Source organism: Antarctobacter sp., from assembly GCF_048262615.1.
Classification (GTDB): domain Bacteria; phylum Pseudomonadota; class Alphaproteobacteria; order Rhodobacterales; family Rhodobacteraceae; genus Antarctobacter.
Map to the genome: position 1 here is coordinate 1 of NZ_JBLXFB010000002.1, position 26857 is coordinate 26857.

General features: G+C 64.2%; 28 protein-coding genes and 1 tRNA gene. 17 read left to right on the forward strand and 12 right to left on the reverse strand.

What is annotated here, in order from left to right; all coding sequences use genetic code 11:
- The 3 genes from aspS to ACN0S5_RS02145 form a co-directional block, all read left to right on the forward strand.
- Positions 1-1523, forward strand: a 1523-nt coding sequence (gene aspS, locus ACN0S5_RS02135) for an aspartate--tRNA ligase (protein WP_417205517.1), incomplete at its 5' end; no start/stop codon positions are given.
- Between the two features lie 110 nt (positions 1524-1633).
- Positions 1634-3007, forward strand: a complete 1374-nt coding sequence (locus ACN0S5_RS02140; RefSeq protein ID WP_417205519.1) for a DUF1800 domain-containing protein — start codon at positions 1634-1636, stop codon at positions 3005-3007.
- Between the two features lie 3 nt (positions 3008-3010).
- Positions 3011-4237: a DUF1501 domain-containing protein gene (locus tag ACN0S5_RS02145; protein WP_417205521.1), complete on the forward strand. Its 1227-nt coding sequence runs from the start codon at positions 3011-3013 to the stop codon at positions 4235-4237.
- A 7-nt stretch (positions 4238-4244) separates the two neighbouring features.
- On the opposite strand, the gene ACN0S5_RS02150 is transcribed toward ACN0S5_RS02145, so the two are convergent.
- Entirely contained in the window at positions 4245-4964 is a 720-nt protein-coding gene (locus ACN0S5_RS02150; protein ID WP_417205523.1) for a response regulator, read from the reverse strand.
- Positions 4965-5098: 134 nt separating this feature from the next.
- Here ACN0S5_RS02150 and mce point away from each other — a divergent pair, with 134 nt between their 5' ends.
- Both mce and ACN0S5_RS02160 read left to right on the forward strand, forming a co-directional pair.
- A complete protein-coding gene (mce, locus tag ACN0S5_RS02155) occupies positions 5099-5503 on the forward strand; it encodes a methylmalonyl-CoA epimerase (protein WP_323767368.1) in 405 nt (134 codons plus the stop codon).
- The gene (locus ACN0S5_RS02160; RefSeq protein WP_417205525.1) at positions 5503-5793 is read left to right on the forward strand and encodes a DUF1467 family protein; all 291 of its coding nucleotides are present in this window, start codon (positions 5503-5505) and stop codon (positions 5791-5793) included. Before mce ends, ACN0S5_RS02160 begins: the two co-directional genes overlap by 1 nt.
- 102 nt (positions 5794-5895) lie before the next feature.
- Here ACN0S5_RS02160 and ACN0S5_RS02165 read toward each other — a convergent pair whose 3' ends face one another.
- Both ACN0S5_RS02165 and ACN0S5_RS02170 read right to left on the reverse strand, forming a co-directional pair.
- A complete protein-coding gene (locus ACN0S5_RS02165) occupies positions 5896-6588 on the reverse strand; it encodes an EI24 domain-containing protein (protein ID WP_417205526.1) in 693 nt (230 codons plus the stop codon).
- A complete protein-coding gene (locus ACN0S5_RS02170) occupies positions 6585-7163 on the reverse strand; it encodes a nitroreductase family protein (RefSeq protein WP_417205528.1) in 579 nt (192 codons plus the stop codon). The genes ACN0S5_RS02165 and ACN0S5_RS02170 overlap by 4 nt, the downstream gene beginning before the upstream one ends.
- Before the next feature lie 99 nt (positions 7164-7262).
- Between ACN0S5_RS02170 and ACN0S5_RS02175 the strand changes: the two genes are divergently transcribed.
- Positions 7263-7520 carry a DUF167 domain-containing protein gene (locus ACN0S5_RS02175; protein ID WP_417205530.1) on the forward strand — a complete coding sequence of 86 codons (258 nt, stop codon included), beginning with the start codon at positions 7263-7265 and terminating at the stop codon, positions 7518-7520.
- 5 nt (positions 7521-7525) lie between these two features.
- On the opposite strand, the gene ACN0S5_RS02180 is transcribed toward ACN0S5_RS02175, so the two are convergent.
- Positions 7526-7756, reverse strand: a complete 231-nt coding sequence (locus ACN0S5_RS02180; RefSeq protein ID WP_417205532.1) for a hypothetical protein — start codon at positions 7754-7756, stop codon at positions 7526-7528.
- 9 nt (positions 7757-7765) lie between these two features.
- Positions 7766-8164 (reverse strand): thiol-disulfide oxidoreductase DCC family protein, encoded by a 399-nt coding sequence (locus ACN0S5_RS02185; protein ID WP_417205534.1) that lies wholly within the window; start codon positions 8162-8164, stop codon positions 7766-7768.
- A gap of 110 nt (positions 8165-8274) precedes the next feature.
- Between ACN0S5_RS02185 and ACN0S5_RS02190 the strand changes: the two genes are divergently transcribed.
- The 4 genes from ACN0S5_RS02190 (at position 8275) to ACN0S5_RS02205 (ending at position 9912) form a co-directional block, all read left to right on the forward strand.
- Positions 8275-8985 carry a M48 family metallopeptidase gene (locus ACN0S5_RS02190; RefSeq protein ID WP_417205535.1) on the forward strand — a complete coding sequence of 237 codons (711 nt, stop codon included), beginning with the start codon at positions 8275-8277 and terminating at the stop codon, positions 8983-8985.
- Between the two features lie 92 nt (positions 8986-9077).
- On the forward strand, positions 9078-9335 hold the full coding sequence (locus ACN0S5_RS02195; protein WP_417205537.1) for a DUF6455 family protein: 258 nt from the start codon (positions 9078-9080) through the stop codon (positions 9333-9335).
- A 3-nt stretch (positions 9336-9338) separates the two neighbouring features.
- Positions 9339-9638 carry a DUF6455 family protein gene (locus tag ACN0S5_RS02200; protein WP_417205539.1) on the forward strand — a complete coding sequence of 100 codons (300 nt, stop codon included), beginning with the start codon at positions 9339-9341 and terminating at the stop codon, positions 9636-9638.
- 10 nt (positions 9639-9648) lie between these two features.
- Positions 9649-9912 (forward strand): DUF6455 family protein, encoded by a 264-nt coding sequence (locus ACN0S5_RS02205; protein ID WP_417205540.1) that lies wholly within the window; start codon positions 9649-9651, stop codon positions 9910-9912.
- Between the two features lie 91 nt (positions 9913-10003).
- Here the strand turns inward: ACN0S5_RS02205 and ACN0S5_RS02210 are convergent, their stop codons facing one another.
- Positions 10004-10987 carry a complex I NDUFA9 subunit family protein gene (locus ACN0S5_RS02210; RefSeq protein WP_417205542.1) on the reverse strand — a complete coding sequence of 328 codons (984 nt, stop codon included), beginning with the start codon at positions 10985-10987 and terminating at the stop codon, positions 10004-10006.
- A 149-nt stretch (positions 10988-11136) separates the two neighbouring features.
- Here ACN0S5_RS02210 and ACN0S5_RS02215 point away from each other — a divergent pair.
- Positions 11137-11222 (forward strand) — tRNA-Leu (locus ACN0S5_RS02215).
- Between the two features lie 340 nt (positions 11223-11562).
- Here ACN0S5_RS02215 and ACN0S5_RS02220 read toward each other — a convergent pair.
- Genes ACN0S5_RS02220 through ACN0S5_RS02240 form a run of 5 tightly spaced genes read right to left on the reverse strand, consistent with a single transcriptional unit; the run spans position 11563 to position 16529 of the window.
- A complete protein-coding gene (locus ACN0S5_RS02220; RefSeq protein WP_417205544.1) occupies positions 11563-12840 on the reverse strand; it encodes a TRAP transporter large permease in 1278 nt (425 codons plus the stop codon).
- Complete coding sequence (locus ACN0S5_RS02225) at positions 12837-13361, reverse strand: TRAP transporter small permease (RefSeq protein WP_417205546.1); 525 nt, start codon at positions 13359-13361, stop codon at positions 12837-12839. The genes ACN0S5_RS02220 and ACN0S5_RS02225 overlap by 4 nt, the downstream gene beginning before the upstream one ends.
- Positions 13361-14371 carry a TRAP transporter substrate-binding protein DctP gene (gene dctP / locus ACN0S5_RS02230; RefSeq protein WP_417205548.1) on the reverse strand — a complete coding sequence of 337 codons (1011 nt, stop codon included), beginning with the start codon at positions 14369-14371 and terminating at the stop codon, positions 13361-13363. The genes ACN0S5_RS02225 and dctP overlap by 1 nt, the downstream gene beginning before the upstream one ends.
- A 38-nt stretch (positions 14372-14409) precedes the next feature.
- Positions 14410-15345: a hydroxymethylglutaryl-CoA lyase gene (locus ACN0S5_RS02235; protein WP_417205550.1), complete on the reverse strand. Its 936-nt coding sequence runs from the start codon at positions 15343-15345 to the stop codon at positions 14410-14412.
- On the reverse strand, positions 15342-16529 hold the full coding sequence (locus tag ACN0S5_RS02240) for a CaiB/BaiF CoA transferase family protein (protein ID WP_417205552.1): 1188 nt from the start codon (positions 16527-16529) through the stop codon (positions 15342-15344). The genes ACN0S5_RS02235 and ACN0S5_RS02240 overlap by 4 nt, the downstream gene beginning before the upstream one ends.
- Before the next feature lie 98 nt (positions 16530-16627).
- Here ACN0S5_RS02240 and ACN0S5_RS02245 point away from each other — a divergent pair, with 98 nt between their 5' ends.
- Entirely contained in the window at positions 16628-17578 is a 951-nt protein-coding gene (locus tag ACN0S5_RS02245) for a LysR family transcriptional regulator (RefSeq protein ID WP_417205554.1), read from the forward strand.
- A gap of 18 nt (positions 17579-17596) precedes the next feature.
- Here the strand turns inward: ACN0S5_RS02245 and ACN0S5_RS02250 are convergent, their stop codons facing one another.
- Positions 17597-18817: an ROK family transcriptional regulator gene (locus ACN0S5_RS02250; protein ID WP_417205556.1), complete on the reverse strand. Its 1221-nt coding sequence runs from the start codon at positions 18815-18817 to the stop codon at positions 17597-17599.
- Between the two features lie 212 nt (positions 18818-19029).
- On the opposite strand from ACN0S5_RS02250, the gene ACN0S5_RS02255 reads away from it, so the two are divergent.
- The 5 genes from ACN0S5_RS02255 (at position 19030) to glgB (ending at position 26853) form a co-directional block, all read left to right on the forward strand.
- Positions 19030-20055, forward strand: a complete 1026-nt coding sequence (locus tag ACN0S5_RS02255) for a sugar ABC transporter substrate-binding protein (RefSeq protein WP_417205558.1) — start codon at positions 19030-19032, stop codon at positions 20053-20055.
- Between the two features lie 128 nt (positions 20056-20183).
- Positions 20184-21254 (forward strand): ABC transporter permease, encoded by a 1071-nt coding sequence (locus ACN0S5_RS02260; RefSeq protein ID WP_417205560.1) that lies wholly within the window; start codon positions 20184-20186, stop codon positions 21252-21254.
- A complete protein-coding gene (locus ACN0S5_RS02265) occupies positions 21230-22057 on the forward strand; it encodes an ATP-binding cassette domain-containing protein (RefSeq protein WP_417205561.1) in 828 nt (275 codons plus the stop codon). Before ACN0S5_RS02260 ends, ACN0S5_RS02265 begins: the two co-directional genes overlap by 25 nt.
- A 210-nt stretch (positions 22058-22267) precedes the next feature.
- The gene (locus tag ACN0S5_RS02270; RefSeq protein WP_417205563.1) at positions 22268-24646 is read left to right on the forward strand and encodes a glycogen/starch/alpha-glucan phosphorylase; all 2379 of its coding nucleotides are present in this window, start codon (positions 22268-22270) and stop codon (positions 24644-24646) included.
- Positions 24643-26853, forward strand: a complete 2211-nt coding sequence (glgB, locus tag ACN0S5_RS02275; RefSeq protein ID WP_417205564.1) for a 1,4-alpha-glucan branching protein GlgB — start codon at positions 24643-24645, stop codon at positions 26851-26853. Before ACN0S5_RS02270 ends, glgB begins: the two co-directional genes overlap by 4 nt.
- Positions 26854-26857 lie beyond the last annotated feature (4 nt).

Below are 26857 nucleotides of genomic sequence, written 5' to 3' on the forward strand. Positions count from 1 at the left end.
CCAAGCTGCCGACCGGCGAGATCGAGGTCTATGTCCGTGATCTGGAAGTGCTGGGCGCAGCGGACGAACTGCCGCTGATCGTCTTCGGCGATCAGGAATACCCCGAGGAAACCCGCCTGAAGTACCGCTATCTGGACCTGCGCCGCGAGGCGATGCAGAAATCCATGACGCTGCGGTCGGATGTCGTTGCCTCGATCCGTCGCCGGATGTGGGACAAAGAGTTCCGCGAGTACCAGACGCCGATCATCACCGCGTCCAGCCCCGAGGGCGCGCGCGACTTCCTTGTGCCGTCGCGCCTGCATCCGGGCAAGTTCTACGCGCTGCCGCAGGCGCCGCAGCAGTTCAAGCAGTTGATCATGGTCTCGGGCTTTGACAAGTATTTCCAGATCGCGCCCTGCTTCCGCGACGAGGACCCGCGCGCCGACCGCTCGCCGACCGATTTCTACCAGTTGGACGTCGAGATGAGCTTTGTCACCCAGCAGGACGTGTTCGACACCGTTTCGCCGGTGATCGCGGGCATCTTCGAAGAGTTCGGCGGCGGCAAGGCTGTGGACGCGCCCGAAAGCTGGCCGCAGATCCCCTATGCCGAGGCGGCGCTGAAATACGGCACCGACAAGCCCGACCTGCGCAACCCGATCGAGATGCAGGTTGTGTCCGAGCATTTCGCAGGCTCCGGTTTCGCGATCTTCGCCAAGCTGCTGGAGCAGGACGGCACCGAGATCCGCGCCATTCCCGCCCCCGGTGGCGGGTCGCGCAAGTTCTGTGACCGCATGAACGCGTGGGCGCAGAAGGAGGGGCTGCCTGGGATGGGCTACATCTTTTGGCGTGATCAGGGCGAGGGCATCGAGGCCGCTGGCCCGCTGGCGAAAAACATCGGCCCGGAGCGGACCGAGGCGATCCGCCAGCAGCTGGACCTTGGTGTCGGCGACGCCGCGTTTTTCCTTGGCGGCAAACCGGCGGCGTTCCAGCGGGTGGCGGGCAAGGCGCGGGATGTGCTGGGCACCGAACTGAAGCTGACCGACGAGAACCGCTTTGCCTTTGCGTGGATCGTGGATTTCCCGATCTACGAAAAGGACGAGGAAACCGGCGAAATCGACTTTGAGCACAACCCGTTTTCCATGCCGCAGGGCGGGATGGCGGCGCTGGAGGCCGATCCGCTGGCGGTCAAAGGCTTTCAGTACGATCTGGCCTGCAACGGCTATGAGCTGGTGTCCGGCGCGATCCGCAACCACAAGCCCGAGGTGATGCTGAAGGCGTTCGAGATTGCCGGTTACGGTGCCGATGAGGTCAAATCGCGCTTTGGCGCGCTGTTCAACGCGTTCCACTACGGCGCGCCGCCGCACGGTGGCTGCGCTGCGGGCATCGACCGGATCGTGATGCTGCTGGCGGGCACGTCGAACATCCGCGAGGTCATCATGTTCCCGATGAACCAGCGCGCCGAAGACCTGATGATGAGCGCGCCCTCCGATCCGTCCTCGGAGCAGCTTATGGAACTGGGCCTGCGCGTCATTCCGCAGGACTGACCGCGACCCAAGGCACCTTTCCGCCGACCCGGCGGTCACACTGCCGTGCGGGGCCATGCATCTTTGCCCCGCATCCTCTACACTGACGGCAACAGTGTTGAGGCAGCCCCATGTTCGATCCCGTACTTGCCGATATCCGGTTTGGGTGCGGTCGATCCCCCCGGATCGCCGCCCCCGACAGCGTTGCGGCGCTGCTGGCCGGGCTGACCGCGCCCGACAGCGCCGCCGCCGCGCACCCCATCGAAACCTACGAGACGTTTCTGGCCACCCGCCTGTCGCCGACTTTTGCGCTGGGCCGGATTCGCAATCAGGAAAAGGGCACGCCGCAGGCGGACGCGGCGCATCGCGGCATCATCAAGATCACCCAGACCGGGCGCACCGCGCGGGTCGGCTGGCTGGTGTCCCACGTGGCACGGCGGATCACCAGCGACACCCCCCTGCGCGAGCGGCTTGAAAGCTTTTGGGCCGATCATTTCACCGCGCGCGGCAAGGCCAACGTGATGCAGGTGTCGACCTCGCCCTATATCGAATCGGCCATCCGTCCGCATCTGGCCGGGCGGTTCGAGGACATGCTGATCGCCGCCGCCACCCATCCCCTGATGCTGCACTATCTGGACCAACAGGCCTCGGCCGGGCCAAACTCGCCACAGGCCCAGCGCCATCCCGGCAAAGTCGGCATGAATGAGAATCTCGCACGGGAACTGCTGGAACTGCACACGCTGGGCGTGAACGGGCCCTACTCACAGGATGACGTTCGACAATTGGCGGAACTGCTGACCGGGCTGACCTTTACCCCCGATGCGGGCACCGTGTTTCGCACGGCCCTGGCCGAACCGGGGGCGGAGACGGTGCTGGGCCGCTCCTATGGCGGCGGGCCAGCCGTGGTGGAGGACATCCACGCCGCGCTGCGCGATCTGGCCCGCCATCCGGCCACCGCGGATCATATCGCGCACAAGCTGGCGGTACATTTCGTGCGCGACACCCCCGATCCGGCGCTGGTCACGGCCATGGCCGGGGTCTGGCGCGAGACCGGCGGCGACCTGCCAGAGGTGTACCGCGCCATGCTGGACCATCCCGCCGCATGGGACCCGGCCCCCGGCAATGCCAAGATGCCGCTGGATTATATCGCCTCGGCCTGCCGCGCGCTGGATGTGCCGCCCAAGGCGCTGGCCACCCGCGCGCAGATGTTGCTGATGGAGCCGCTGCGCCTGATGGGGCAGGTCTGGCAAGAGCCGCCGGGGCCGGACGGGCTGCCGGAGGCGGATGAGGCATGGATCACGCCGCAGGGGCTGGCCGCGCGGCTGCAATGGGGATTTACCCTGCCGCAACTGATGCTGGACGCCCTGCCCGACCCGCGCGATTTCGTCGAGACCGCGCTGGGCGCGCGCGCGCCCGCAGAGGTGCGTTTCGCCGCCAGTGCCGCCGAGACCCGCGCCGACGGGATCGGTGTGGTGCTGGCCTCCCCCGCGTTTCAGAGGATGTAGAGCATGGACAGACGGAGATTCCTGACCCGCAGCGCCGCGCTGGGCTGTTCCCTGGCCGCCAGCCCGCTGGTCACGCCGGTCAGCTTTGCCGCGACGCCGGGCGATCACCGGCTGGTGGTGATCATTCTGCGCGGCGGCATGGACGGGCTGGATGCGGTCAGCCCCTACGGCGACCCGGATTTCGCCGCGCTGGGACGGCCCGCGCTGGATCTGGACGGCGGCGGGGCGATTGATCTGGACGGGCGGTTTGCCATGCACGGCGCGCTGGCGCCGCTGACCCCGCTGTGGCAGGCCGGCGCGCTGGCCTTTGCCCATGCGGTGTCGATCCCCTATCGCGACAAGCGCAGCCATTTCGACGGGCAGGACCTGCTGGAGGCGGGGGTTGCCGCCTCTGACGCGCCGCTGCCGGGGGATGGCTGGCTGAACCGGCTGGTGCAGCGGATGCCGGATGCCACCGCCGAGACCGCCTATGCCATCGGCGGCGAGCCGCTGCGCATCCTGCAAGGCCCGGCGCAGGTGAACCGCTGGACCCCGGAGGCCGACCTGCGGCTGTCGCCGCAGGCGATCCTGCTGACCCGGCGGGTGATGCAGTCCGACCCGGCGATGGCGGCGGCGCTGGACACCGCCATGGCCCTTGCCGGGGGCGATGGCGACGGTGTGGAATTTACCGGCGGCATGGGCGACATGATGGCCGCCATGCGGGACGACATGATGAGCGGCAAGGACCGTCGGAGGCCCGGCGCGGCGCTGGCGCGCTTTGCCGGTGAGCAGTTGCGTGGCGCGGCGCGGATCGCCTGTTATTCGCTGACCGGATGGGACACGCACAAGGCGCAGGCCCGCAGCCTGCCGCGCGCGTTGACGCAACTGGCGCAGTCGATCACCACGCTGAAAGAGACGTTGGGAGCCGCGGCCTGGGGCCAGACAACCGTGGTTGCGGTGACAGAGTTTGGCCGCACCGCGCGCTGGAACGGCACCGGCGGCACCGATCACGGCTCTGGCGGGGTGATGGTGCTGGCGGGCGGCGCGCTGCGCGGCGGGCGGGTGATCACCGACTGGCCGGGACTGGACGAGGCGGCGCTGTACAAGCGCCGCGATGTCATGCCGACGCGCGACCTGCGGGCGCATCTGGCGTGGCTGTTGCGCGGTCTTTACGGGGTCGAGCGTACCGCGCTGGAAGCCACGATCTTTCCCGGTCTGGACATGGGCGAAGATCCGGGGCTATTGCTGTAACGGCGGATCAGATCGCCATGCGGTCGGCCACCCGGTCCTGCACCAGCGCAGAGACGCGGGCGAGGTTGGACGTGACCGGCTGCCCGGCGGCGCGGGCATCGGCCAGATCCTCTGCCGCCTTTTGCAGCACGCCGTCCCCGGCGCTGCGGGCCACCCCGGCAAGAAACTGTGTCAGGTAGGTCAGATTGCGCTCATCGGCCCGCACGACCGAGAGCACGTCAGCGGCATGGGCCATATCATCGCGGTAGGCCAGCGGATCGGGCAGGACAGGTTCATCGCAGACAAGGCGCGGGCCGGTTGGCCGCCGTTCGATCGGCAGGGCGCTGAGGATCGCGTTCTGGAAGGCGACAACAGAGGACACCGGTTTGGGCAGGAACCCGTCCGCCCCGGCGGCAATGGCCACCTCTTCGGCAAAGCTGTCGCCGCTGGTGCCAAGGATCACATCGACGCGCGGACAGGCGACGCCGAGTTCGGCGATCAGTTCGGCCCCGGACCCGTCCGGCAGGCCAAGGTCGATGACCACGACGCTGGGGCGGTAGACCTGCAAATGGCGCCGGGCCGATTTCAGGCAATCCGCCCGGCGGATGCGCGCGCCCGAGCGCAGGCAGAGCAGGCGCATGGCGTCGCAGGAATATCGGCTGTCCTCGACCACGAGGATCGTCAGCCCCAACAGGGGTCGCGTCGCGGTGGGACGCAGATGCGGCGAAAGCTTTTTTGTGTCGTCCATGGCAGGCGCTCCTTTACGAGTCGCTCACCAGATTGGCGTGACACGGTGAACAAGCGGTTAAGGGTCGCACCGTCTTGTCCGGTGGTGGCCTTAGCGCCATAACCTCTGGCAACCCTTGCCATGGAGTAATTGAGATGATCGGACGCCTGAATCACGTGGCCATCGCCGTGCCCGACCTTGACGCCGCCGCAGCGCAGTATCGCACCGCTCTGGGGGCCAAGGTGGGCGCACCGCAGGACGAACCGGACCATGGGGTGACGGTGATCTTCATCGAACTGCCCAACACCAAGATCGAGCTGCTGTATCCGCTGGGAGAGAACTCTCCGATCAACGGGTTTCTGGAAAAGAACCCCTCGGGCGGGATTCACCATGTCTGCTATGAGGTCGATGACATCATTGCCGCGCGTGATCACCTGAAGGAAACCGGCGCGCGGGTGCTGGGCACCGGCGAGCCGAAGATTGGCGCACATGGCAAGCCGGTGCTGTTCCTGCACCCGAAGGATTTCAACGGCTGCCTTGTCGAGCTGGAGCAGGTCTGATGGGCATTACCTCGGGGATCGTGCTGTATGCGGTGATCTGGTTCATGACCTTTCTGGTCGCGATCCCGATCCGGCTGAAGACGCAGGGCGACGTGGGCGAGGTGGTGCCCGGCACCCATGCCGGCAGCCCCGAGGTTCATAACCTCAAGCGCAAGGCATGGATCACCACCGCAATTGCGGCGGTGATCTGGGCCGTCGTCGCCTCGATCATCATCTTCGAGGTAATCACGGTGCGCGACATCGACGGCTGGATGTTCAACCGGATGGACGGCACGTCGCACGTCAAGTGAGGCGCGGGGCGCGTCCTGCCGAGCACCCGTCATCGGACGGACCGCCCGGTTGCTGCGGTCGCCGCCCAAGGGGGTATTTGGACAGAGAAGAAACCTCAGGGGTCAGCGCCCGGAGGTCACCCGGTGAAACACATGGGTGAAGGCGGCGGCGCCCAAGACCGGCACCAGCAGGTTGACGACCGGGATGGTCAGCGGCACGGCCATGATCACCCCGGTGGCCCAGATCGCGGCGACGTGGCGGCGGCGCAGCCTGCGCGCCTCGGCGCGGCCCACCCGGCGCATGGCGGCGAGGGTGAAATATTCCCGCCCCAGCAGGAACCCGTTAAGCGCCCAGAAGATGAACGGCGCAAGCGGGGCAAAGAGCAGGTAGACCACAAGCGCCAGCAGGTTGGCCACGATCAGCGTACCCAGAAACCCCAGCGAATCGCGCAGCCCGTCGGCAAGGCTGACCGGGGCAGCGGGGCCGAGGCCGGGGTAGTGGCGGTCCTCGACCGCCTGCGCGACCTCTTCGAGAAACAGCGAGGTGATGGCCGAGGCGACCGGGATCATCAGGAAGGCCGAGAACACCAGCATCACCGGCACAGAGGCCCAGCTGGCGGCATCGTCCAGCCAGGACACATTGCCGATCCACGGCAGGCTAGGATTGTCGCCGATCAGCCAGCCGACCGCCTGAAAAACCACGAAGATCGCCGCGATCAGCGCCGCAAGGGTGATGCCGATCCCGCGGAGCAGCACGCCGCGAAAGCGCGGGTCCGGCAGTTGCGCGATGGCCCGCGACACCGCGTCGAAGATCATTCCGAAACCCATGTGGTGATGGCCGCGATATCCGGGCGCGGGCGTTCGGGCGGAGCCGACCCCTCTGTGCCGATATGGATCAGGCCCGCGATTTTCTCATGCGGGGCCAGACCCAGCGCGCCTTCGACAAAGCCGCGGTCATGGCTGGCCCAGCCCGACAGCCAGTTCGCCCCCCAGCCAGAGGCCAGCGCCGCGTTCAGCAGCGCCAGACAGGCGGCCCCGGCGGAATAGGTCTGTTCCAGCGCCGGGATCTTGGGGCTGTCCACCTGCACCTCGACCACCGCCACGGCCAGCGGGCTGCGGTCATAGGCATCGCGCGCCTTGGCGATGTCCTCGGCGCTTTTGCCCAGCCGTTCGCCGCAGGCCGCGACCTCACCCGCCAGCCGCCGCAGCGCGCCCTCGCGCAGCACGATAAAGCGCCACGGCTCCAGCTTGCCATGGTCGGGGGTGCGCGCCGCCGCCGTCAGCAGCGGCATCAGCGCCGCGTCGTCCGGGGCGGGGCCGGTCAGTGTCTTGGCAGGGCGTGAGCGGCGGCTGAGCAGAAACTCCATCGCGGCGGGATTTGGGGTGGGCATGGCGTCTCCTTCGGTCACTGGCGTGATATGTCAGGCCACGCGGCGCGGGATTCAACCGCTTTTGTTGCGCATCGCCACACAGCCTGTATGCGGAGGGCCATGAAACGGCCCGATCTGAGCGACCTCGCCCTCCCCGGAACCACATTGGCCGTGCGCGTCACGCCCAAGGCGGCGCGCAACGCCGTCCTGCGGGACGACACCGGGCTGCGCGTAACCGTGACCACCGTGCCAGAGGGCGGCAAGGCCAACGCGGCGGTGATCAAGCTGCTGGCCAAGGCGCTGGGTGTCCCGAAAAGCCGGTTGGAGCTGGTGCGCGGCGACACCTCACGCGACAAGCTGTTCCGGATCGCGGAGTAACGCGGTCAGTCGCCCCGGCGGTAGACCCCTTCGGGCATGCTGACGGCGGCGACAAGGTCGTGCATCTGGGAAATCGACAGGGTGATCTTTTCCACCCGGTCGGTGCGCGGGTCGTATTGTTCGACCGTCACGCATTCCTCAAAGCTGGAGATGACAACGTCCTCTTTCAGAGGCGCTTTGCCCTCATCCACAAGGGTCACAACGGTGGCGTCGAAATCGTGCTCTACACTGAACATATGCGCAGCTTATCGCGACCCGGCGGGGCCGGAAACCGAATTCTGACGGCGCGTGCGGCGCAGGTGCATCCGGTAGAGCATTGGGCCCACCAAGTGATCATACAGCGCCACGGTCAGTTGCCGCAGGCCCGGTCGCCGCACCAGCCATGCCAGCCAGCGCAGGCGCGGCATCTGATCCCAGAGCGCGACAAAGGCAGGCATCCCGCTGAGCAACACACCGTCATGGATCACATGAAACCTCCGCGCCGCCGCGTCCTCTGTCAGCCCGTGATCCATATGACCTGTGGCGGAGAGGCCGCAATAGGTGATCTTTGCCCCCGCGCGCGGGGTCATGCAGCGATAGCCGTCGACCTCACGCGAGCAGATCGGGCAGGTGTCGTTGTAGAGGACGGTGAGCTTTTCAGGCATGTTCTGGACTTAGGGCACCGGCGCAACACCGCCAAGTGAACGTGACCGTCTGGCGCAGGGAGCGAATGCAGCCTAGGTATTCCTTGCACTCCTCGCTGTCTGGACCGTTCATGTATCGCCTGACCCTGCTTTTCGCCTTTGCGCTGCTCTCGGCCTGCGCGCCGATGTCTCTGCCGACCCCTGCGCCCTCTGTCGCCGGAGGATCGGAGGCGCAGTTGCGCGCCAATCGCGCCGCCCGGCAATTTGTCGAGGTTGTCCAGACGGTCGAACCGGTGGCGGAACGCGAGTGCCGCAAGCGCACCACGGGGCTGAACTGCGATTTTCAGATTGTCGTCGACGACCGGCCCAATCTGGCGCCCAACGCCTTTCAGACATTGGACCGCTATGGGCGGCCGATTCTGGCCTTCAACATCGGCATGATCAATTCGGTCCGCAACGCCGACGAACTGGCCTTTGTCATGGGGCACGAGGCGGCGCATCACATTCAGGATCATCTGGCCAAGACCCGCGAAAGCGCCACCATCGGCGCGGTGGTCTTTGCCGGGATCGCCGCCATCAGCGGGGCCGAGGCCGAGGCGGTGCGCAATGCCGAACAGCTGGGGGCCGCCGTGGGCGCGCGCACCTATTCCAAGGAGTTTGAGCTGGAAGCCGACCAGTTGGGCACCATCATCGCCTATCGCGCGGGGTTTGACCCGGTGAACGGCGCGGCTTTCTTTGCCCGCATCCCTGATCCGGGCAACAGGTTCCTTGGCAGCCATCCGCCCAATGCCGCCCGCCTGCAAATCGTGGCTGACACCGCCAAGGCGCTGGCGGCGCAATAGGCCCGCTGACGCCACGTTGACCTGTATCAAGGCAGCCCAAGCCCCGAGCCGTCATCCTGCCCCTATCGGATCAGGACCAAGGGGACGGACTCATGCAAAGTCAGACCACACTCAAACGGCACGCGGCGCTGGTCGATGAAATGGCACAGGCCCGCGGCGTCGATCTTGAAGAGCAGATGCTGCGCGGCAGGCTGACGTTCTCGGAACTGGAGGACGCGGTGCTGCGCTGTACCGCCTGCACCTCTGCCGATGCCTGTGAACACTGGCTGGAAACCCGGACGGAACCGGCTCTGGATGGGCCGGCGTACTGTCGCAACGCGGCCCTGTTTCGCGCCATGGAGCAGGGGTGATCCATGACCGGTTCACGCCCACCCGCCCCGCAGCCCCTTGGCGATGAGGTCGAGCATTACTGGCTTGTGCAACGGATGGCCAAGGCCACCGGCGTGGACCTTGTGCGCGCCGTCGAAGACGGATTGCTGACGCAGGATGGCTGGGCGCGGATCGTGTCCCGGTGCCGTGGCTGCACATGGGCCGATGGCTGTGGCCACTGGCTGGACGCCCCGGTCGAGGGCGACCGGCCGCTGCCGGACCTCTGCATCAACCGCAAACGGCTTGCCGCGTTGAAGGACGCGATGCAAGATCCTGCGCCCTAGGAGAGACGTGATGCCCCTGACGCTTGGCGATCCCGCCCGGCATTGCTTCATGACGCGCGGCGTCGCGTGGGTCAGGGGCCTGAACCTGAACGCGGCGATGCGGACCGGCAGTCTTGCGCCCGACGCCTATGCGGACATGGTCATCCGTTGCCGGGGATGCGCCCTTGTCGCGGCCTGTGAGAACTGGCTGGCCGGACAGACTGCCCTGTCCCCGTCGCCGCCGCCGGGCTGCTGTAACGGCGCGACCCTGACGGACCTGAAGCGGCACGTCTGAAACCTGTCAGGCAAGGCGATTTTTGAGTGGGCTCAGGTGGTCCGGGTGCCGGGCAGCCGTTGTCCGGCTGCCCTGCGGGATCAGTGCGGGATCAGTGCGGGCGCAGGTTCTGGGCCGATTCCTTGATCGCGTCATACTGCCCCGAGGGACGGAAGCGCCAGAGATAGTCAGGCAGAACCGCAGCCGCAGCAGTGGGCGTCATGCCCAGATCGGCAAAGCCCTTGGCCTCTGCCGAGACCACGTTGTCATGGCGCAGGCTGCGGACCTGATCGGCGGTAATCTGCGCCGGAACCAGTCCCAGTGAGATACTTTGCACCAGATCCGACACCGACCCGATCACGGATGCCGCAAAGAAGGGGATGTTCAGGATCAGGCGACGGCGGCGGATCACCTCCAGCATCAACTGCATCAATGCGCGGAAGGTCATGACCTCCGGGCCGCCCAGTTCATAGATGCCGGACTGCGCCGTTCCCAGCACGCCCTTGACGGCGGCAAGCGCCACATCATCCACGTAGACCGGCTGGAATTTGGTGTCCGCCCCGACGACCGGCAGAACCGGCCCCAGACGGGTCATCCCGGCGAAGCGGTTGAAAAACTGATCCTCGGGGCCGAAAATCACCGATGGACGCAGGATGACGGCCTGCGGAAAGTTTTGCAGAACGCCCTCTTCGCCGTTGCCCTTGCTCTGGGCGTACAGGCTGGCGCCTTCGGTATCGGCACCGATGGCCGAAATATGCACCAACCGGCCGACACCTTCCTCTGTGGCGAGGCGGGCGATTCGTTCCGCGCCCTCATTCTGGACCGCGTCGAAGTTGTTCTTGCCGGATTTGTCGAAAGTACCGACGCAGTTCACCACCGCATCCGCGCCCTGCATCACGCTGCGGACGCTGTCATCGTCGCGGATGTTGCAGAAAACCGGCTCTACCTGGCCGACAACGCCGTAGGGGCGCACAAAGATCGCCTCATTGGGGCGTCGGACAGCGACGCGCACGCGCCACCCCTCCTTGGCCATGCGGCGGGCGATATAACGCCCGACGAATCCCGAGCCGCCGTAGATGGTGACGAGTTTGGACATGGGGGGCTCTCCTGTAGCCAAGCTTGCGGTGCAGGAATACCGGGCCAAAGCCGCCCCGGCAAGGCGCCCGTTTGCCGCGCGAAAAATCTTTGAAAAACCGCGTTGACACCCCGCGCAGGCAAGCGTAAACGCCGTCGTCACGCACCTGAGCCCAGGTGGCGGAATGGTAGACGCGCTGGCTTCAGGTGCCAGTGGCCGCAAGGCCGTGGAGGTTCGAGTCCTCTCCTGGGCACCAACTTTTCGAATACCCCACTGGAAATCTTTGACTACGTCTCTGGATCTCGCGATTTCCAGGACCAGTGCACGCGTGGGACATCGCGCAGAACCAAGCCGTTGCCGTCGCAACCACAGACGGACGGGGATGTTTCCTAAAAAACCACGTGCCGAAGGCTTAAAAGGTCAACCTCTACCGGACAGCCCAGCGCCCCGGTTAATCGGCCCTACCGCGAGGGTATGGATCTTGGCGGGGGCCGGCGGCCGCCCTTGGCTCAGAATGGCCGCCAAGGCGCTGCGCGGCGACCTGTCCAATCGCGATGCCGTTGTCGATGCCGCCGCGCGCAATGGCCAGCCAAGGGCTATCTGCCGAACCCGGCTGAATACGGCAGCCACGTGGCCAGCCCCGGCACGGCAATCAGCACCGCAAGCCCGATCAGCATCAGGAAAACGTAAGGGGCCGCGCCGCGAACCACCTGCCCCAAAGAGGCATCCGTTATCCCCTTGATGACGAAGAGGTTCATTCCCACGGGCGGTGTGATCATGGCCAGTTCGAGGTTGATCATCAAAAGGACGCCGTACCAGATCAGGTCGATGTCCAGCAGATGCATGGTCGGCAACAGGATCGGGGTCGTGATCAGGATGATGGCGATGGATTCAAGGAACATGCCCATGACAAAGATCAGGGCCATGACTATCAGGATGAAGACCAGCGGGGATAGCCCCATGGCCGCCACCGCTTCGGTCACGCCGACGGGCAGGCGGATGATGGTGATGGCATGCCCGAACATGGCCGCGCCCGCGATGATCATGAAGACCATCATCGAGGTGCGCATGGTCTGATAGGCGCAGTCCCACAGCACGGTCAGCGGCAAGGACCGATAGACCACCAAGGCCACGACCAGCGCATAGAGACAGCCAAATGCGGCTGCTTCGGACGCGGTGAATATCCCGGCGTAGATCCCGCCCATCACCAGCGGCGGGGCGAGGACGGCCCAGATCGACTTGCGCATCGCGCGGGCCACCTTTGGCCAGCCCGCCCAGTCTGCCTGACTGCGGTCTCCGGCGTGGATCATGCAGTATAGCGAAAAGATCACCGCCAGCAGGAGGCCGGGCACAATGCCCGCAAGGAACAGCGCGCCGATGCTGGCCTCGGATACAATGGCATAAAGGATCATCGGCCCAGACGGCGGGATCAGGATGCCCAGAGTGCCGCCAGCGGCGATCACCCCAAGAGCATCGCGTTCAGGATAGCCAAAGCGTTTCATTTGCGGGATCGCACTGGACCCGATGGACAGCGCCGTCGCCACGGAGGAGCCCGAAATCGCGGCAAAGATGGTACAGGACAAGACGGTTGCGACCCCAAGACCGCCTCTGACATGGCCGATGACCGTGTGGGCCATCTCATAGAGATCGTCGATAATCCGCGCCTTGATCATGATCTGCGCCATGAACACGAACAGCGGGATCGTTGTCAGAACCGGCTTGTTCAGGTGGGCATAGACGGTATCGGCCACCGGCCCGATGTGCCCTTCGAACAGCAGCAGGATCGCGGTTGCCGTCAGGCCAAGCGCCGCGAAGATCGGCATACCTGTCAGCAGCAGCAGGATCAGCCCCGCAAAGACCAGAAAGATTGTCATGTCTCTTGCCCTGTCAATGTTTGCAGAAACCGGGCCACGGCGACCAGACCCAGCATCCCCGCCGCGACCAGCAAGGGGAGCTGCGGTAACCAGGATTCGATTTCGATATTGCCGGAGGTGAAGGAGCCGAACATGCGGGCAAAGGCGATCGCCTCCCACGTGCTGAGAAACAGCACCACCGCCAGAACCAGCACCGCCAGATCGGCGAACAGGCGCTGCGCCTTGCCGGCCTTGCCGCGCAGCTTGCCGCTGAGAAGGTCAATGGCGATGTGATCGCCGCGACGATAGGCTTCGGCGGCGCCGAAACTGACCAAGGCGACCAGCAACCAGCCGGTCACTTCGTCATACCAGAGCGGCGCCATGCTGAGGACGTAACGCATGAAGACGGCGTAGATCGTGATGGCAAAAGCCCCGAGGATCAGCGTCGCCGACAGTGCGCCACAGGTCCATGACAGGGCCCCCGCGATCCGGCCAAGAACGGAGGCGGCCCGCGCCGCCCCCTGTGGAACACTGCCCGACATTACGACCCGCTGCGCAGCTGGTCGATCAGGTCCAGCAAGGTCTGGCTGTCCGGATCATCGTCGTTGAAGCGGCTGTCAAAGGCGGGGCGCATCACCGCCGACATCGCCGCATTCTCTTCGGCGGTGGCGACATGGACCTGCACGCCCTTTGCCTTCAGGTCGTCGGGGGCAGAGGCCATGCCCGCCTCTGCGGCATCCACCGCCCAGACCGCGGCCTTGGCCCCGGCCTCGTCCAGCGCGGCTTTTGCGGTGTCGGACAAACCGGCGTAGAAAGCAGGGTTCACGTAGCCGTGGAAAAAGACCGAGATGACAGGCGAGACCACGAAATGGTCCTGCACCTCGAAATATTTGCGCGATACGGCGGCGTCGGAGCCGGTCAATGCGCCGTCCAGAATGCCGGTCGCCAAGGCCTGATAGACCTCAGAGCCGGGCAAGGCGGTGGGGGCGGCCCCCAAAGCGGCAAGGCCCGCGTCAAAGGCCGGGGTCAACCCGCGCACCTTCAACCCCTCGAAATCGGCGGGGGTCGTCAGGAATTTTCCGTTCGAGGTGAACACCGAACTGTTTGTCTGGAACAGCCAGACGACGTTTTCGACCCCTTTGGCACGCAGTTTGTCCTCAAGGAAGTTGGCCGCGTCGGAGCCGTCCCAATTGCGCCAAATGGCAAGATCGGAAAACGCATAGGGCGCGGTGGTGACGGTCATGATCGGCAGGGTCTTGCCCCATTGGAACTGCACCGAAAACGCGCACTCGATGTCGCCCTTGGCCGTCGAGACGATGTTTTCCTTGGCGCCAACCAGACTGTCCGCGCCAAAGATCTGAACGTCGATTTCGCCGTTGGACAGGGTTTCCACCTCGGTCGCCCACCGGTCGATGACCTTGGACACGGCATGCGCGGGCGGCAATTGGTGGCTGCACCGCATTTCCGTAGCCGCCCCGGCGGCCCCGGCAAGCGACAGGCCAAGCGTCAGGCCAAGCGCGGTGCCCATCAGGGCTTTGGTCAAATGTGTCATGGTTCTCCTCCCAGAGTTCTGTGTGTTGCGGGCCTGCGTCACGCAGCCCAGTCGATGTTTGGCGCTCCGGCCTCGGCCAAGGCGCCGTGCAGAGTTTCACCGGGCATTTCGGCGGCCAGTATGTCGCGGACGCCGACCAGCGCCGTGAGGTCGATACCGGTGGTCAAACCCATGGTTTCCGCAAGAAAGACAAGGTCTTCGAACACCACGTTGCCGCTGGCCCCCGGTGCAAAGGGACAGCCGCCCAGCCCGGCAAGCGCACCGTCCAGCACCCTGCACCCCGCATCCAAAGCCGCCGCTGCGTTTGCGATCCCCATACCGCGCGTGTCATGCAGATGGACGGTGTATGGGCGGTCCCCGCACAGGCTGTTCAAGGCGTCGCACATGGCCGAGATCTGCCGCGGGCCGGCGTAACCCACCGTGTCAGCGACGCCGACCACGTCTGCCCCCGCGTCCAGGCAGGCCTCGGCCAGTCGCAGCACCTCGGTTTGCGCCACCGCGCCGGAGATGGAACAGCCAAAGGCCATGGCGATTCCGGCGTTGACCAACGGGCCGTCCGGACCTGCGGCCTCGCGCGCCGAGGCTACCAGTGCCACGGCCTCGTCGCGCGACCGGCGCATGTTGGCGCGGCTGTGATCCTCGGTGGCCGAAACCACGCAGATGACCTCGTCGACCTTGGTCTGCATCGCATCGGACAAGGCGCGTTCATTCAGCGTCAGGGCAGAGGAAAACGCCTTGGGCAAAGTCGCTACCTCTTCGATCAGGTCGCGGATGTCTGCGAATTGCGGCATCCGGCTGGCCGGCAGGAACGACCCGATCTCAAAGTGGCGGACCCCGGCGGCGTATTCGCGGTGCAGCCAGTCCCGTTTCGCCTGCGTCGACGGGAACTGCCGGACCAGTTGCAGGCCGTCACGCAGCCCGACTTCGCGCAGCGTCACCCGGTCTTCCGGATAGATATGCATCGTCCGGTTCATTCCGCCGCGTCCCTGATACCGGTCGCCCTGCGGATCGCGTCACGGCCAAGGCCCAGCGCGGACAGGACCGTTTCCGAGTCGTCGCCGACCCCCGCGATGTCGACTTGTCCGCCTTGCAAAGGCACGCCGTCCACCTCCAGAGGCAGACCGGGGGCGCGAAAGTCACCGCCCTCGGGCAGGGAAGACGTCAACAACCCGCCGGGCCGCGTTACATGGGGGTCGTCATACATCTGTGCCGGCCGCGCGATGGGTGAGAAGGGAATGCCCGCCGCCTCGAACCCGGTCAGAAGATCCGCCGCCGTTTTGCGGGCAATCGCCGCCGCAATGATCGGAAGCGTCCAGTCACGCGCCTCGATCTGGTCAGGTCGCGTTTGCAGGCGCGGATCGTTGCGCAGCTCGGCCAAGTCCAGCACCTCGCACAGCTTGGTCCATTGACCCTCTGTCACCGCACCGACAAAAATCGGCTGACCCTCGACGGTTTCAAAGATGTCGTAGACCGGCCACGAAAACACCCGTTCGGGCATCGGCGGCGCCTCGGTGCCTTCAATGTCGAACTGCACCATGTGCTGCGCGACCAGCAACAGGCAGTTTTCGAACAGACCGGCCCGGATGCTGTGCCCTTTCCCGTCCTTTTGCCGCTGTAGCAGAGCCGCAAGGACACCAAAGGCCGCAAACAGCCCGCCCATGATGTCATTGGCCGACGACCCGATCCGCAAGGGCCGACCGCTGGGACCGGTCATGTAGGCCATGCCGGTCATCATCTGGACAACCTCATCCATGGCGGTGCGGTTTTCATACGGTCCGTGCAGGAACCCCTTGCACGACGCGACCACCAGAGACGGATATTTTTGCCGCAACACTTCCGGGGCAAACCCCATTTTCGCCAGCGAACTGTCGCGGAAGTTCTCAACGAACACGTCCGCCGTCGACAGCAATTGGTCCAAGGCGTCGCGCCCGGCATCCGCTTTCAGATCCAGCGTGATCGACCGTTTGCCACGGTTGAAGGTCGGGAAAAACCCGCGCCCCATCCCGGTCAGGTGGCGGGTCTTGTCGCCCTCGGGCGGTTCGACCTTGATGACCTCGGCCCCCAGAAACCCCAGGAACATGCCGCACGACGGCCCCATGATCATGTGGCTCATCTCGACCACGCGAATACCGTCAAGCGGTCTCAGTCCCGGTTGCATAAGCGGCCTCCTCTGTTGCGGACGACCCTATTGCCCCTTGGTCCATTCTGGAATTACAGTGTTTTCAAGTAATCTTTCTAAAAAACAGAAAGCATGGCATGGACTCCCGTCAGCTTCGGTATTTCACCGCCGTGTATGAGACGGGGTCGCTCAGTCAGGCGTCTGAGCGTTTGAACATCGCGGTTTCGGCGCTCAGCCATCATATCGCCAACCTCGAAGCCAACCTGTCGACCGCCCTGTTCACACGACGGGCGCGCGGCATGACCCCGACCGCCGCCGGAGAGCGGCTGTACGATCACGCGCGCGCCATCCTGCGCGCGATGCAGGCCGCCGAGGCCGATATCCGCAACGAATCCCGCGCCGTGGTCGGCGACGTGTCCGTTGGCATGGCCTATTCGGCGGTCAAGGCCATCGGCGTGCCGCTGATGAAGTCGGTTATGGCGGATTATCCCGGCTTGCGCCTGTCCATCACCGAAAGCCTGTCAGGGGCGACGCTTTTGCACCTGATGGAATCGGAGGTGGACATCGCGGTGCTCTTTAACCCCCCCAACGACCCGCGCCTGCGGTTGCAGCCGATTCTCGAAGAGCGCATGTTGTGTGTTGGCCAGCCCGGTATCATCGGTGCAACAGATGACCCGATTGCGTTCGAAGACATGTTGGATCTGCCCTTGATCATCCTGCGGCAAGGCCTGTCCGCGCGGGCGTTGCTGGACGACACCACGATGTTGAAACAGGTCGAAAACCGGGCGCAGCTGCAACTCAACTCTGTTCAGGGCATTCTGGGTGCATTGGCCGAAGGCCTGGGCTGCGCCATCGGCACCCATTTGTTTGCGCGGGAACTGATCGACAGCGGTCAGTTGCATTCGCGCCCGATCATCTCGCCCGCGTTGAACCGGACGCTGTTCCTGTGCGAGCTTGCGGACCGCAATGCGACCTACGCGCTTGAAGCGGTTCGCCATCTAATATTGCGCCTTGTCCTGGCGACGGTGAACGAGGGCAACTGGGACGCGCGCATCACGCTGTCCGACAAGGGGCATGACCGCCGATAAGGCGCGGCCAAAGTGGTGTCAGCCCTTCAGAAACGCGTTCCGGTCGACAAGGAACTTGTCCGACAACGGCAGGCTGGCCGCGCCCAGCGCGCGCGCATCCCGGCCAATGCTGCCTTCCCTGAGCTCTGGCACCTCGATGCCCGCCACCCGGATTTCATTCAGGCGCCGCGCAGTTCGAGAGACCAGCGCAGCGCGCACCGGGTCCGGCAGCCATCCGTCGATCACCACACATTCGAAATCGATCAGGCAGGAGGAGGACAGGATGGCATATGCGAAGCCTTCAGCGGCGCGCGACATCCATGTATCCAGAACGCCTTCGGGCAGATCCCATTGCGACGGGTCGTCCCAGATCATGCCGCTGTCGCCCCCCGCCTCGATCACCAGCCGTTCCAGAGTGTGGATCGAGGCCACATCGACCAGTTGGCGGACCTTTGTCCCCTTGATGCCAATCGGGATCGACGCCACGGCGGCGGCGTTGCCGCTGCGCCCGGTGAACACCGTGTTGTCGATGACCAGACCGCCGCCGACAAAAAAGCCGATGAAGAAATACAGGAAATCCCGTGGCTTGTTCTGGTCGCCAAAAACCAGTTCGGCCCCGCAGGCCGCAGAGCCGTCGTTGCGCAGGTAAACCGGAAAGTCCCATGCCTCGGCCAGTTCGTCCGCGAATTTCCGGTCGCGCCATGCCTCCATCTCGGTGGCGGGGAGGCCAAGCGGTTTCGCCCAATCCCAGAGCCTGAACGGCGTCGCGATCCCCAATCCGGCAACGCGGGCGCGGTGCTCCGGCGACAGTTGGTCAAGCAGTTGCGCAATTGCGCCGTTTGCGAATTTCACCACGCTGTCGGGGGTGGGATAGCGATGGGACAGATGAACGCGGCCTTCCACATGGCCACTGAAATCGGTCAGCAACAGGTCCAGCGACCGGCGCCCCACCTTCAGGCCCAGAAAAAACGCCCCCGCCTTGGCGAGGCTCATCGGAACCGAGGGCTGACCCACCTTGCCACGTACCGGTTCGCCCTTTTTCAGCAGGCCCTCTTTTTCGAGGGCACGCATGATCACGGACACGGTCTGTGCCGACAGACCGGTCAGCCGGGCGATCTCTGCCTTGGGGAGCGGGCCATATTGCCGGACCAGCGACAGGACCAGCCGTTCATTATGCGCCCGAACACCGCTTTGATTAGAGCCGCGCACGCTGTCTGACGGCAGATTGGCCGGATCACCGCCTTTCTGAGTGCTGTCCATGTCGTTCCTCCCAGACGCTTTGATGTCACGCGCCTTCTATAGGCAGATTTCTCTTTTCGACGCCTCATGTCAATAATAAATAAATCGGAGTGATTTATGTTGACAAGAGCAGGCCGAATCGGGTTTCTAGACGTCGAAGGGTCGGAATTCATCCTGGCTCTTGGGTCCGCTAGAACTGCCGCGTTGGACCCCGCGGATTTTGGGAGGATACCATGAAAAAGTTTCTGACTGGCACGGCCATTGCTCTGACCGCCGCCGCACTGTCGACGGGTGCCAACGCCGCCGGCCATTCGTTCAGCGCGTGCCTGATCACCAAGACGGACACAAACCCCTTCTTCGTCAAGATGAAAGAAGGCGCGACCGCCAAGGCCGAAGAGCTGGGCATCGAACTGAAATCCTTTGCGGGTAAGGTCGATGGCGACCACGAAACTCAGGTTCAGGCCATCGAAACCTGCATCGCGGACGGCGCCAAAGGCATCCTGCTGACCGCCTCCGACACCTCGTCGATCGTTCCCGCCGTCCAGCAGGCGCGCGACGCGGGCATCCTTGTCATCGCACTGGACACGCCGCTGGAGCCCATCGACGCGGCAGATGCCACTTTTGCCACCGACAACTTCCTCGCCGGTGAGCTGATCGGCAAATGGGCCGCAGGCAAGCTGGGCGATGCCGCCGCCGACGCCAAGATCGGCATGCTGGATCTGGCCGTGTCGCAACCCTCCGTCGGCGTTCTGCGCGATCAGGGTTTCTTGCAGGGCTTCGGCATTGATCTGGGCGACCCGAACAAGTGGGGCGACGAAACCGACCCGCGCATTATCGGCAACGACGTGACCCAGGGCAACGAAGAAGGCGGCCGCCGCGCGATGGAGAACCTGCTGGCGCAGGACCCCATGATCAACGTGGTCTACACCATCAACGAACCCGCCGCTGCCGGTGCCTATGAGGCGCTCAAGTCCATCGGTCGCGAAAACGACGTTCTGATCGTTTCGGTCGACGGCGGCTGCCCCGGCATCAAGAACGTGGCCGACGGTGTGATCGGCGCGACCTCGCAGCAGTACCCGCTGCTCATGGCGTCGCTGGGCATCGAAGCCATCAAGAAATGGGCCGACGAAGGCGTCAAGCCGGAGCCGACCGAGGGCAAAGCCTTCACCGACACAGGCGTGGCTCTGGTCACCGATCAGCCGGTCGACGGCGTCGACTCGATCAGTGTCCAGGAAGGCACCGACCGCTGCTGGGGCTGACCCCGAAGGCCTGAAAAATCTGAAGGGGCGGGCGCCGCCCCTTCACTATGGACGCGCGAACACCTTGTCGCTTAGGCTGAACCAAGTCGCGCATCAGAACGCACCCACATCAACCGGGAGGATCCCACATGACCGAGTCTGCCTCGAAGGGGCAGGACTACGAATCGTCGTTGTCCGCGGCCACCAATCAGGTTGCCGAGTTCGAAAAGCCGCAAGGCTTTGTTCATAAGCTGCAAAACGCTTTGCACACGAACCCCGCGCTTGTCCCGCTCATCGTTCTGGTCCTGTCGATCATTGTCTTCGGTCTGCTACTGGGATCTAAATTCTTCTCACCTTTTGCGCTGACATTGATCCTGCAACAGGTTCAGATTGTCGGCATCGTGGCCGCCGCCCAATCGCTGGTGATCCTGACCGCAGGCATCGACCTGTCGGTTGGCGCCATCATGGTCATGAGTTCCGTCGTGATGGGCCAGTTCACCTTCCGCTATGGCATACCGCCGTTCATTTCCGTGATGTGCGGCCTGGCCGTGGGCACCGCCATCGGGACGGTCAACGGCCTGCTGGTCACGCGGATGAAACTGCCGCCCTTCATCGTGACGCTGGGCATGTGGCAGATCGTTCTGGCCGCCAACTTCCTCTATTCGGCCAACGAAACCATCCGGTCGCAGGAAATCGAGCAGAACGCCGCGATCCTGCAATTCTTCGGGACGACGCTGCAAATCGGCAGCGCGCGGCTGACCTATGGCATCATCTTCATGCTGCTGCTGTTCGCCGTCCTGACCTATGCGCTGACACAGACGGCATGGGGCCGACATGTCTATGCGGTGGGTGACGACAAGGAAGCGGCAGAGCTTTCGGGGATGGAAGCGAACAAGGTTCTTGTGTCGGTCTACGCCCTGTCCGGTCTGATCTGCGCCTTTGCCGGTTGGGCCCTGATCGGGCGCATCGGATCGGTTTCACCGACCTCCGGTCAGCTTGCGAACATCGAATCCATCACCGCCGTGGTGATCGGGGGCATCTCTCTGTTCGGTGGGCGCGGCTCTGTTCTGGGGTCTCTTTTCGGGGCGCTGATTGTCGGCGTGTTCACCTTGGGTCTGCGCCTGATGGGGGCGGACGCGCAATGGACCTACCTGCTGATTGGCGTGCTCATCATCGCGGCGGTCTCTGTCGATCAATGGATCAGAAAGGTTTCGGGATAATGTCTGTGCAACCCATCGTTCAAGGCCGCGGTATCGTGAAGCGCTATGGCCACGTGACCGCCATCGACCACTCGGACTTTGACCTGTACCCCGGTGAGGTTCTGGCCGTGATCGGCGACAACGGCGCGGGCAAATCCTCGATCGTCAAGGCAATCTGCGGCGCGGTGCAAGCCGACGAAGGCGAAATCAAGATCGAGGGCAAGCCGGTGCATTTCACCTCGCCGCTGCAAGCCCGCGAAATGGGGATCGAGATCGTCTATCAACAGCTTGCGCTGTCTCCGTCCCTGTCCATCGCCGACAACATGTTCGCCGGGCGCGAACTGCGCAAACCCGGCTTCATGGGCAAGGTCTTTCGCCAGCTCGACAAGAAGGCGATGGAGAAATTCGCCCGCGACAAGCTGACCGAACTGGGCCTGATGACCGTCCAGTCGATCAATCAGGCGGTCGAAACCCTGTCGGGCGGTCAGCGTCAGGGCGTGGCCGTGGCCCGCGCCGCCGCCTTTGCCAACAAGTTCATCATCATGGATGAGCCGACGGCCGCACTCGGCGTCAAGGAAAGCCGCCGGGTGCTGGAACTGATCCAGGACGTCCGCGCCAAGGGCATTCCGATCATCCTGATCAGCCACAACATGCCGCATGTCTTCGAGGTGGCGGACCGTGTCCACATCCACCGTCTGGGCAAGCGGCACGCGGTGGTCGACCCGGCCAAGATCTCGATGTCGGACGCGGTCGCGATCATGACCGGCGCAATGGAACCGCCGCCGATCGAAGAGCAACAGCTCGCACCCAAGGCCGCGGCCTAAAGCAGCAAAGGCTGCCCCCTCTGGACAGGTGGGGCAGCCGCCCACTGGCACCCGCTTGCAACAGCGGTTGCACGGGTTACAGTAAACTGAAGTCGGGTCTGGCTTTTGGTTGACTTTTACCGTTAGCGATAACATGCGCGGCCCGATCAGCGGGAGGACCGGTCGGCGGCGCGCGCCACGCGGCCCGATAGACAGGACAGGACCGATCCAATGAAAGACGCAATCCTCGCGCATCTGCGCTACTCGCTCGGCAAGGATGCCGAACACGCCTCCCTTTACGACTGGCGCATGGCGCTGTCGCTCAGCCTGCGCGACCGCATGGTGGATTCGTGGTATCAAAGCACCCGAGCCAGCTATGTCGGGCACAAAAAGCGGGTCTACTACCTTTCGATGGAGTTTCTCATCGGTCGGTTGGTCGAAGACGTCGCCGCCAACATCGGCTTGACCGACGAAGCGCGCGCCGCGGTGACGGAACTGGGTCAGGACTATGACGCCCTGGTTCATGATGAACCCGACGCCGCGCTGGGCAATGGTGGCCTTGGCCGACTGGCGGCCTGTTTCATGGACAGCCTTGCCACGCTGGGCATCCCGGCGATGGGCTATGGCATTCGCTATGAGCACGGGTTGTTTGAGCAGGATTTCGTCGAAGGCCAGCAGATCGAAAAGCCAGAGACGTGGTTGCAGCAGCGCCATGCCTGGGAATTCGAGCGCCCCGAAGTCAGCTACAAGGTCGGCTTTGGCGGGCATGTTCATCACCATGAAGGCAAGGCCAAATGGCAACCGCATGAGACGGTGATCGCCACCGCCTTTGACACGCCGGTCGTCGGCTGGCAGGGCCGCTGGGGCAACACGCTGCGGCTATGGTCGGCGCGGCCGCAAAAGGAATTCGACCTCGCCAGTTTTAACCGCGGCGACTACCTTGCCGCCAGCCGGTCCGAGGCGCTGGCCCGCACCATCTGCCGTGTCCTCTATCCGGACGACACCACCGAAAGCGGCAAGGAACTGCGCCTCAAGCAAGAGTATTTCTTTACCGCCGCGTCGATTCACGACCTTCTGCGCCGGTTCTTCATCGATCATGACGACATCCGCGCCCTGCCCGATGCCGCCGCGATCCAGTTGAACGACACCCACCCCGCCATTGCAGGGCCGGAACTGGTCCGCATCCTTGTCGATATCCACGGGCTGGACATGGCAGAGGCCATCGACCTCGCCCGTCGCTGCCTTGGCTACACCAACCACACCCTGCTGCCCGAGGCGCTGGAACGCTGGCCCGAATGGCTGCTGGGCCGCGTGCTGCCCCGTCATCTGGAAATCATCCGGTCGATCGAGGACAGCCAGCAGGCACAGTTCCCGGACAGCCCGCGCATCCTTGACCACGGCAACGTCAACATGGGTGAGCTTGCGTTTATCATGGCGCACAAGGTCAACGGCGTCTCGGCGCTGCACACCGACCTTGTGAAATCGACGGTCTTTGCCGATCTGCACCGCATCCACCCGACGCGCATCGTGAACCAGACCAACGGCATCACACCGCGCCGCTGGCTGTATGAATGCAACCCCGCCCTGTCGAACCTCATCACCCGTGAGATCGGCGATACTTGGCCTGCGGATCTGGATCAACTTGGCCGCCTGCGGAGCCGCAGCGGCGATCAGGGATTCTTGCAGGAATTCATGGCCGCCAAGCGGGTCAACAAGGAACGCCTGTCGAACTGGGTGCAGGACCACTGCGGGATCGCGATTGACCCCGATGCCATGTTCGACGTCCAGATCAAGCGTATCCACGAGTACAAGCGCCAGTTGATGAACATTCTGGAGACCATCGCGCTCTGGAATGAAATGCACGCCAACCCGAACGGCAACTGGACACCGCGGGTCAAGATCTTTGGTGGCAAGGCGGCCCCCGGCTATCACGTCGCCAAACAGATCATCCGCCTGATCAACGACGTCGCCGGTGTGCTCAACAACGACCCGGTGACAAAAGATCTGCTCAAGATCGTCTATCCGCCCAACTACAACGTCACGATGGCAGAGATGCTGATCCCTGCCGCCGACCTGTCAGAGCAGATTTCCACCGCCGGCAAAGAGGCCTCTGGCACCGGCAACATGAAATTCGCCCTGAACGGCGCGCTGACCATCGGCACGCTGGACGGCGCCAATGTCGAAATCCGCGAACATGTGGGGGCGGAGAACTTCTTTCTGTTCGGCCTGAACGCCGCAGAGGTGACGGAACGGCGCAGCCACCACGGCTATGCCCGCGCCGCCATCGAACAAAGCCCGCGCCTGCAAAAGGTTCTGGCCCAGATCGCCGAGGGCCGTTTCTCGCCCGAGGAACCGGGCCGCTATCACGGGATCGTCGGCAATCTCTGGGATCACGACCACTTCCTCGTGTCCTGCGACTTTGACACCTACTTCGACACCCAGCGCCGCGCCGACGAGGCCTTTACGCATCCGTCGACCTGGGCGGCCATGGCGCTGACAAATACCGCCAGCGTCGGCTGGTTCTCGTCGGACCGGACGATACGCGGCTACGCGCGCGACATCTGGAATGTCGGCAGCGCAATTGACGGCGAACTGGAGCAGAGCGCATGACAGCCCCCCTTGATCATTCGACCGCACGGCAAATCGTCGAAGGCCGCCACGGCGACCCTTTTTCGGTTCTGGGACAGCATACGCTGCCCGATGGCACCCAATCCGTAAGGGTCTTTCGCCCAAACGTGGACTTGGTTGAGGTGCTGGCCAGCGGCAGCGACATGGTCTTGGGGACACTCAGCCCGGTCGACGGGGCACCGGACCTGTACGAAGGCATCCTGCCCGGCGTCGTCGGGCGCTACGACTATCGCCTGCGCCTGTCGAACGCCGACGCGACGTGGGAAGAGGAAGACGCCTACGCCTATGGCCCGATTCTGGGCGAGATGGACGAATACCTGCTGGGCGAAGGTACGCATGGCCAGTTGTGGCGCGCGCTTGGGGCGCATCTGACCGGGTTTGGCGGCGCTCCGGGAGTGCATTTCGCGGTCTGGGCCCCCAATGCCTCCCGCGTGTCCGTGGTTGGCACCTTCAACGACTGGGACGGGCGACGCCATGCGATGCGCCGCCGTGGCGACACCGGCATCTGGGAGATTTTTGTGCCCGGCGTGGCCGAAGGCGCGGTCTACAAATACGAACTTCTGGATTCCGGCGGACAGCTTTTGCCGCTCAAGGCCGACCCGGTCGGGTTCGGGTCAGAGGTGCCGCCGCTGACCGCCTCCGTGGTGCGCGACCTGACTCAATACGGATGGCAGGACCACGCCTGGATGGCGACCCGCTGGCAGAAACACCGTATCGACCAACCCGTCTCGATCTACGAGGTCCATCTGGAAAGCTGGCGGCGTGTGCCAGAAGACGACAACCGCTCACTCACTTACACCGAAATGGCAGAGCAACTGGTCAGTTACGCCGCCGACATGGGCTTTACCCATATTGAACTGACGCCGGTCTCTGAGCATCCCTTTGGCGGATCGTGGGGCTATCAACCTGTCGGACTGTATGCGCCAACCTCGCGGTTTGGGTCGCCGGACGATTTCCGCGCATTGGTCGAGGCAACGCATGACGCGGGTCTTGGCCTGATCATCGACTGGGTGCCCGGCCATTTCCCGACTGACGCGCATGGACTGGCCCGCTTTGACGGCACCGCCCTGTATGAACACAGCGACCCCAAGGAAGGGTACCACCCGGACTGGAACACGCTGGTCTACAACTATGGCCGCTCCGAGGTGTCGAATTTCCTGATCGCCAATGCGCGCTACTGGCTGGAAGAGTTCCACATCGACGGTCTGCGCGTCGATGCGGTGGCCTCGATGCTGTACCGCGATTATTCCCGCAAGGACGGCGAATGGGTGCCCAACGAACATGGCGGCCGCGAGAACCTGGAGGCGATCTCATTCCTGCAACGCATGAATGAGCAGGTCTATGGCATGCATCCCGACGTGATGACGCTGGCCGAGGAAAGCACCGCCTTTCCCGGTGTCAGCGCTCCGACATCCCACGGCGGGCTTGGCTTTGGGTTCAAGTGGAACATGGGGTGGATGAACGACACCCTGCGGTACATGTCCGAGGACCCGATCAACCGCAAATATCACCACGACAAGATGACATTCGGCCTGCACTACGCGTTCTCGGAAAACTTTGTGCTGCCGATCAGCCATGACGAGGTCGTTCACGGCAAGGGGTCGTTGTTGGGGCGGATGCCGGGGGACGACTGGCAGCGGTTTGCCAACCTGCGCGCCTATTTCGGTTTCATGTTCGGGCATCCGGGCAAAAAGCTGTTGTTCATGGGCTGCGAATTCGCCCAGCCCGAAGAATGGAACCACAACCAGAGCCTTGACTGGCATCTTCTGGACCACGCGCCGCACAAGGGGATGCAAAACCTTGTGCGCGATCTGAACGGGCTCTACCGCGAGACCCCCGCGCTGTACCAGTTGGACAGCAAGGCCGAAGGCTTTCGCTGGATAGATGGCGGCAACGCGGCGGATTCGATCTTTGTCTGGGTCCGCACCGGCGAGGATGGCTCTGAGCCGGTCCTTGTGGTGTCGAATTTCACCCCCGTCACGCGCACCGACTACCGGATCGGGGTGCCCGCTGCCGGTCATTGGCAGGAACGCCTGAACACCGACGCGCCGATCTACGGCGGCAGCGGCCAAGTCAACGGGGGCGGCGTGACCGCAGATCCCGTGACGTCGCACGGCTGCGCCCATTCGATTGAGATCACCGTACCGCCGCTGGCGACGGTATTTTTCAAACTGTCCGGAGAACATTGACCGG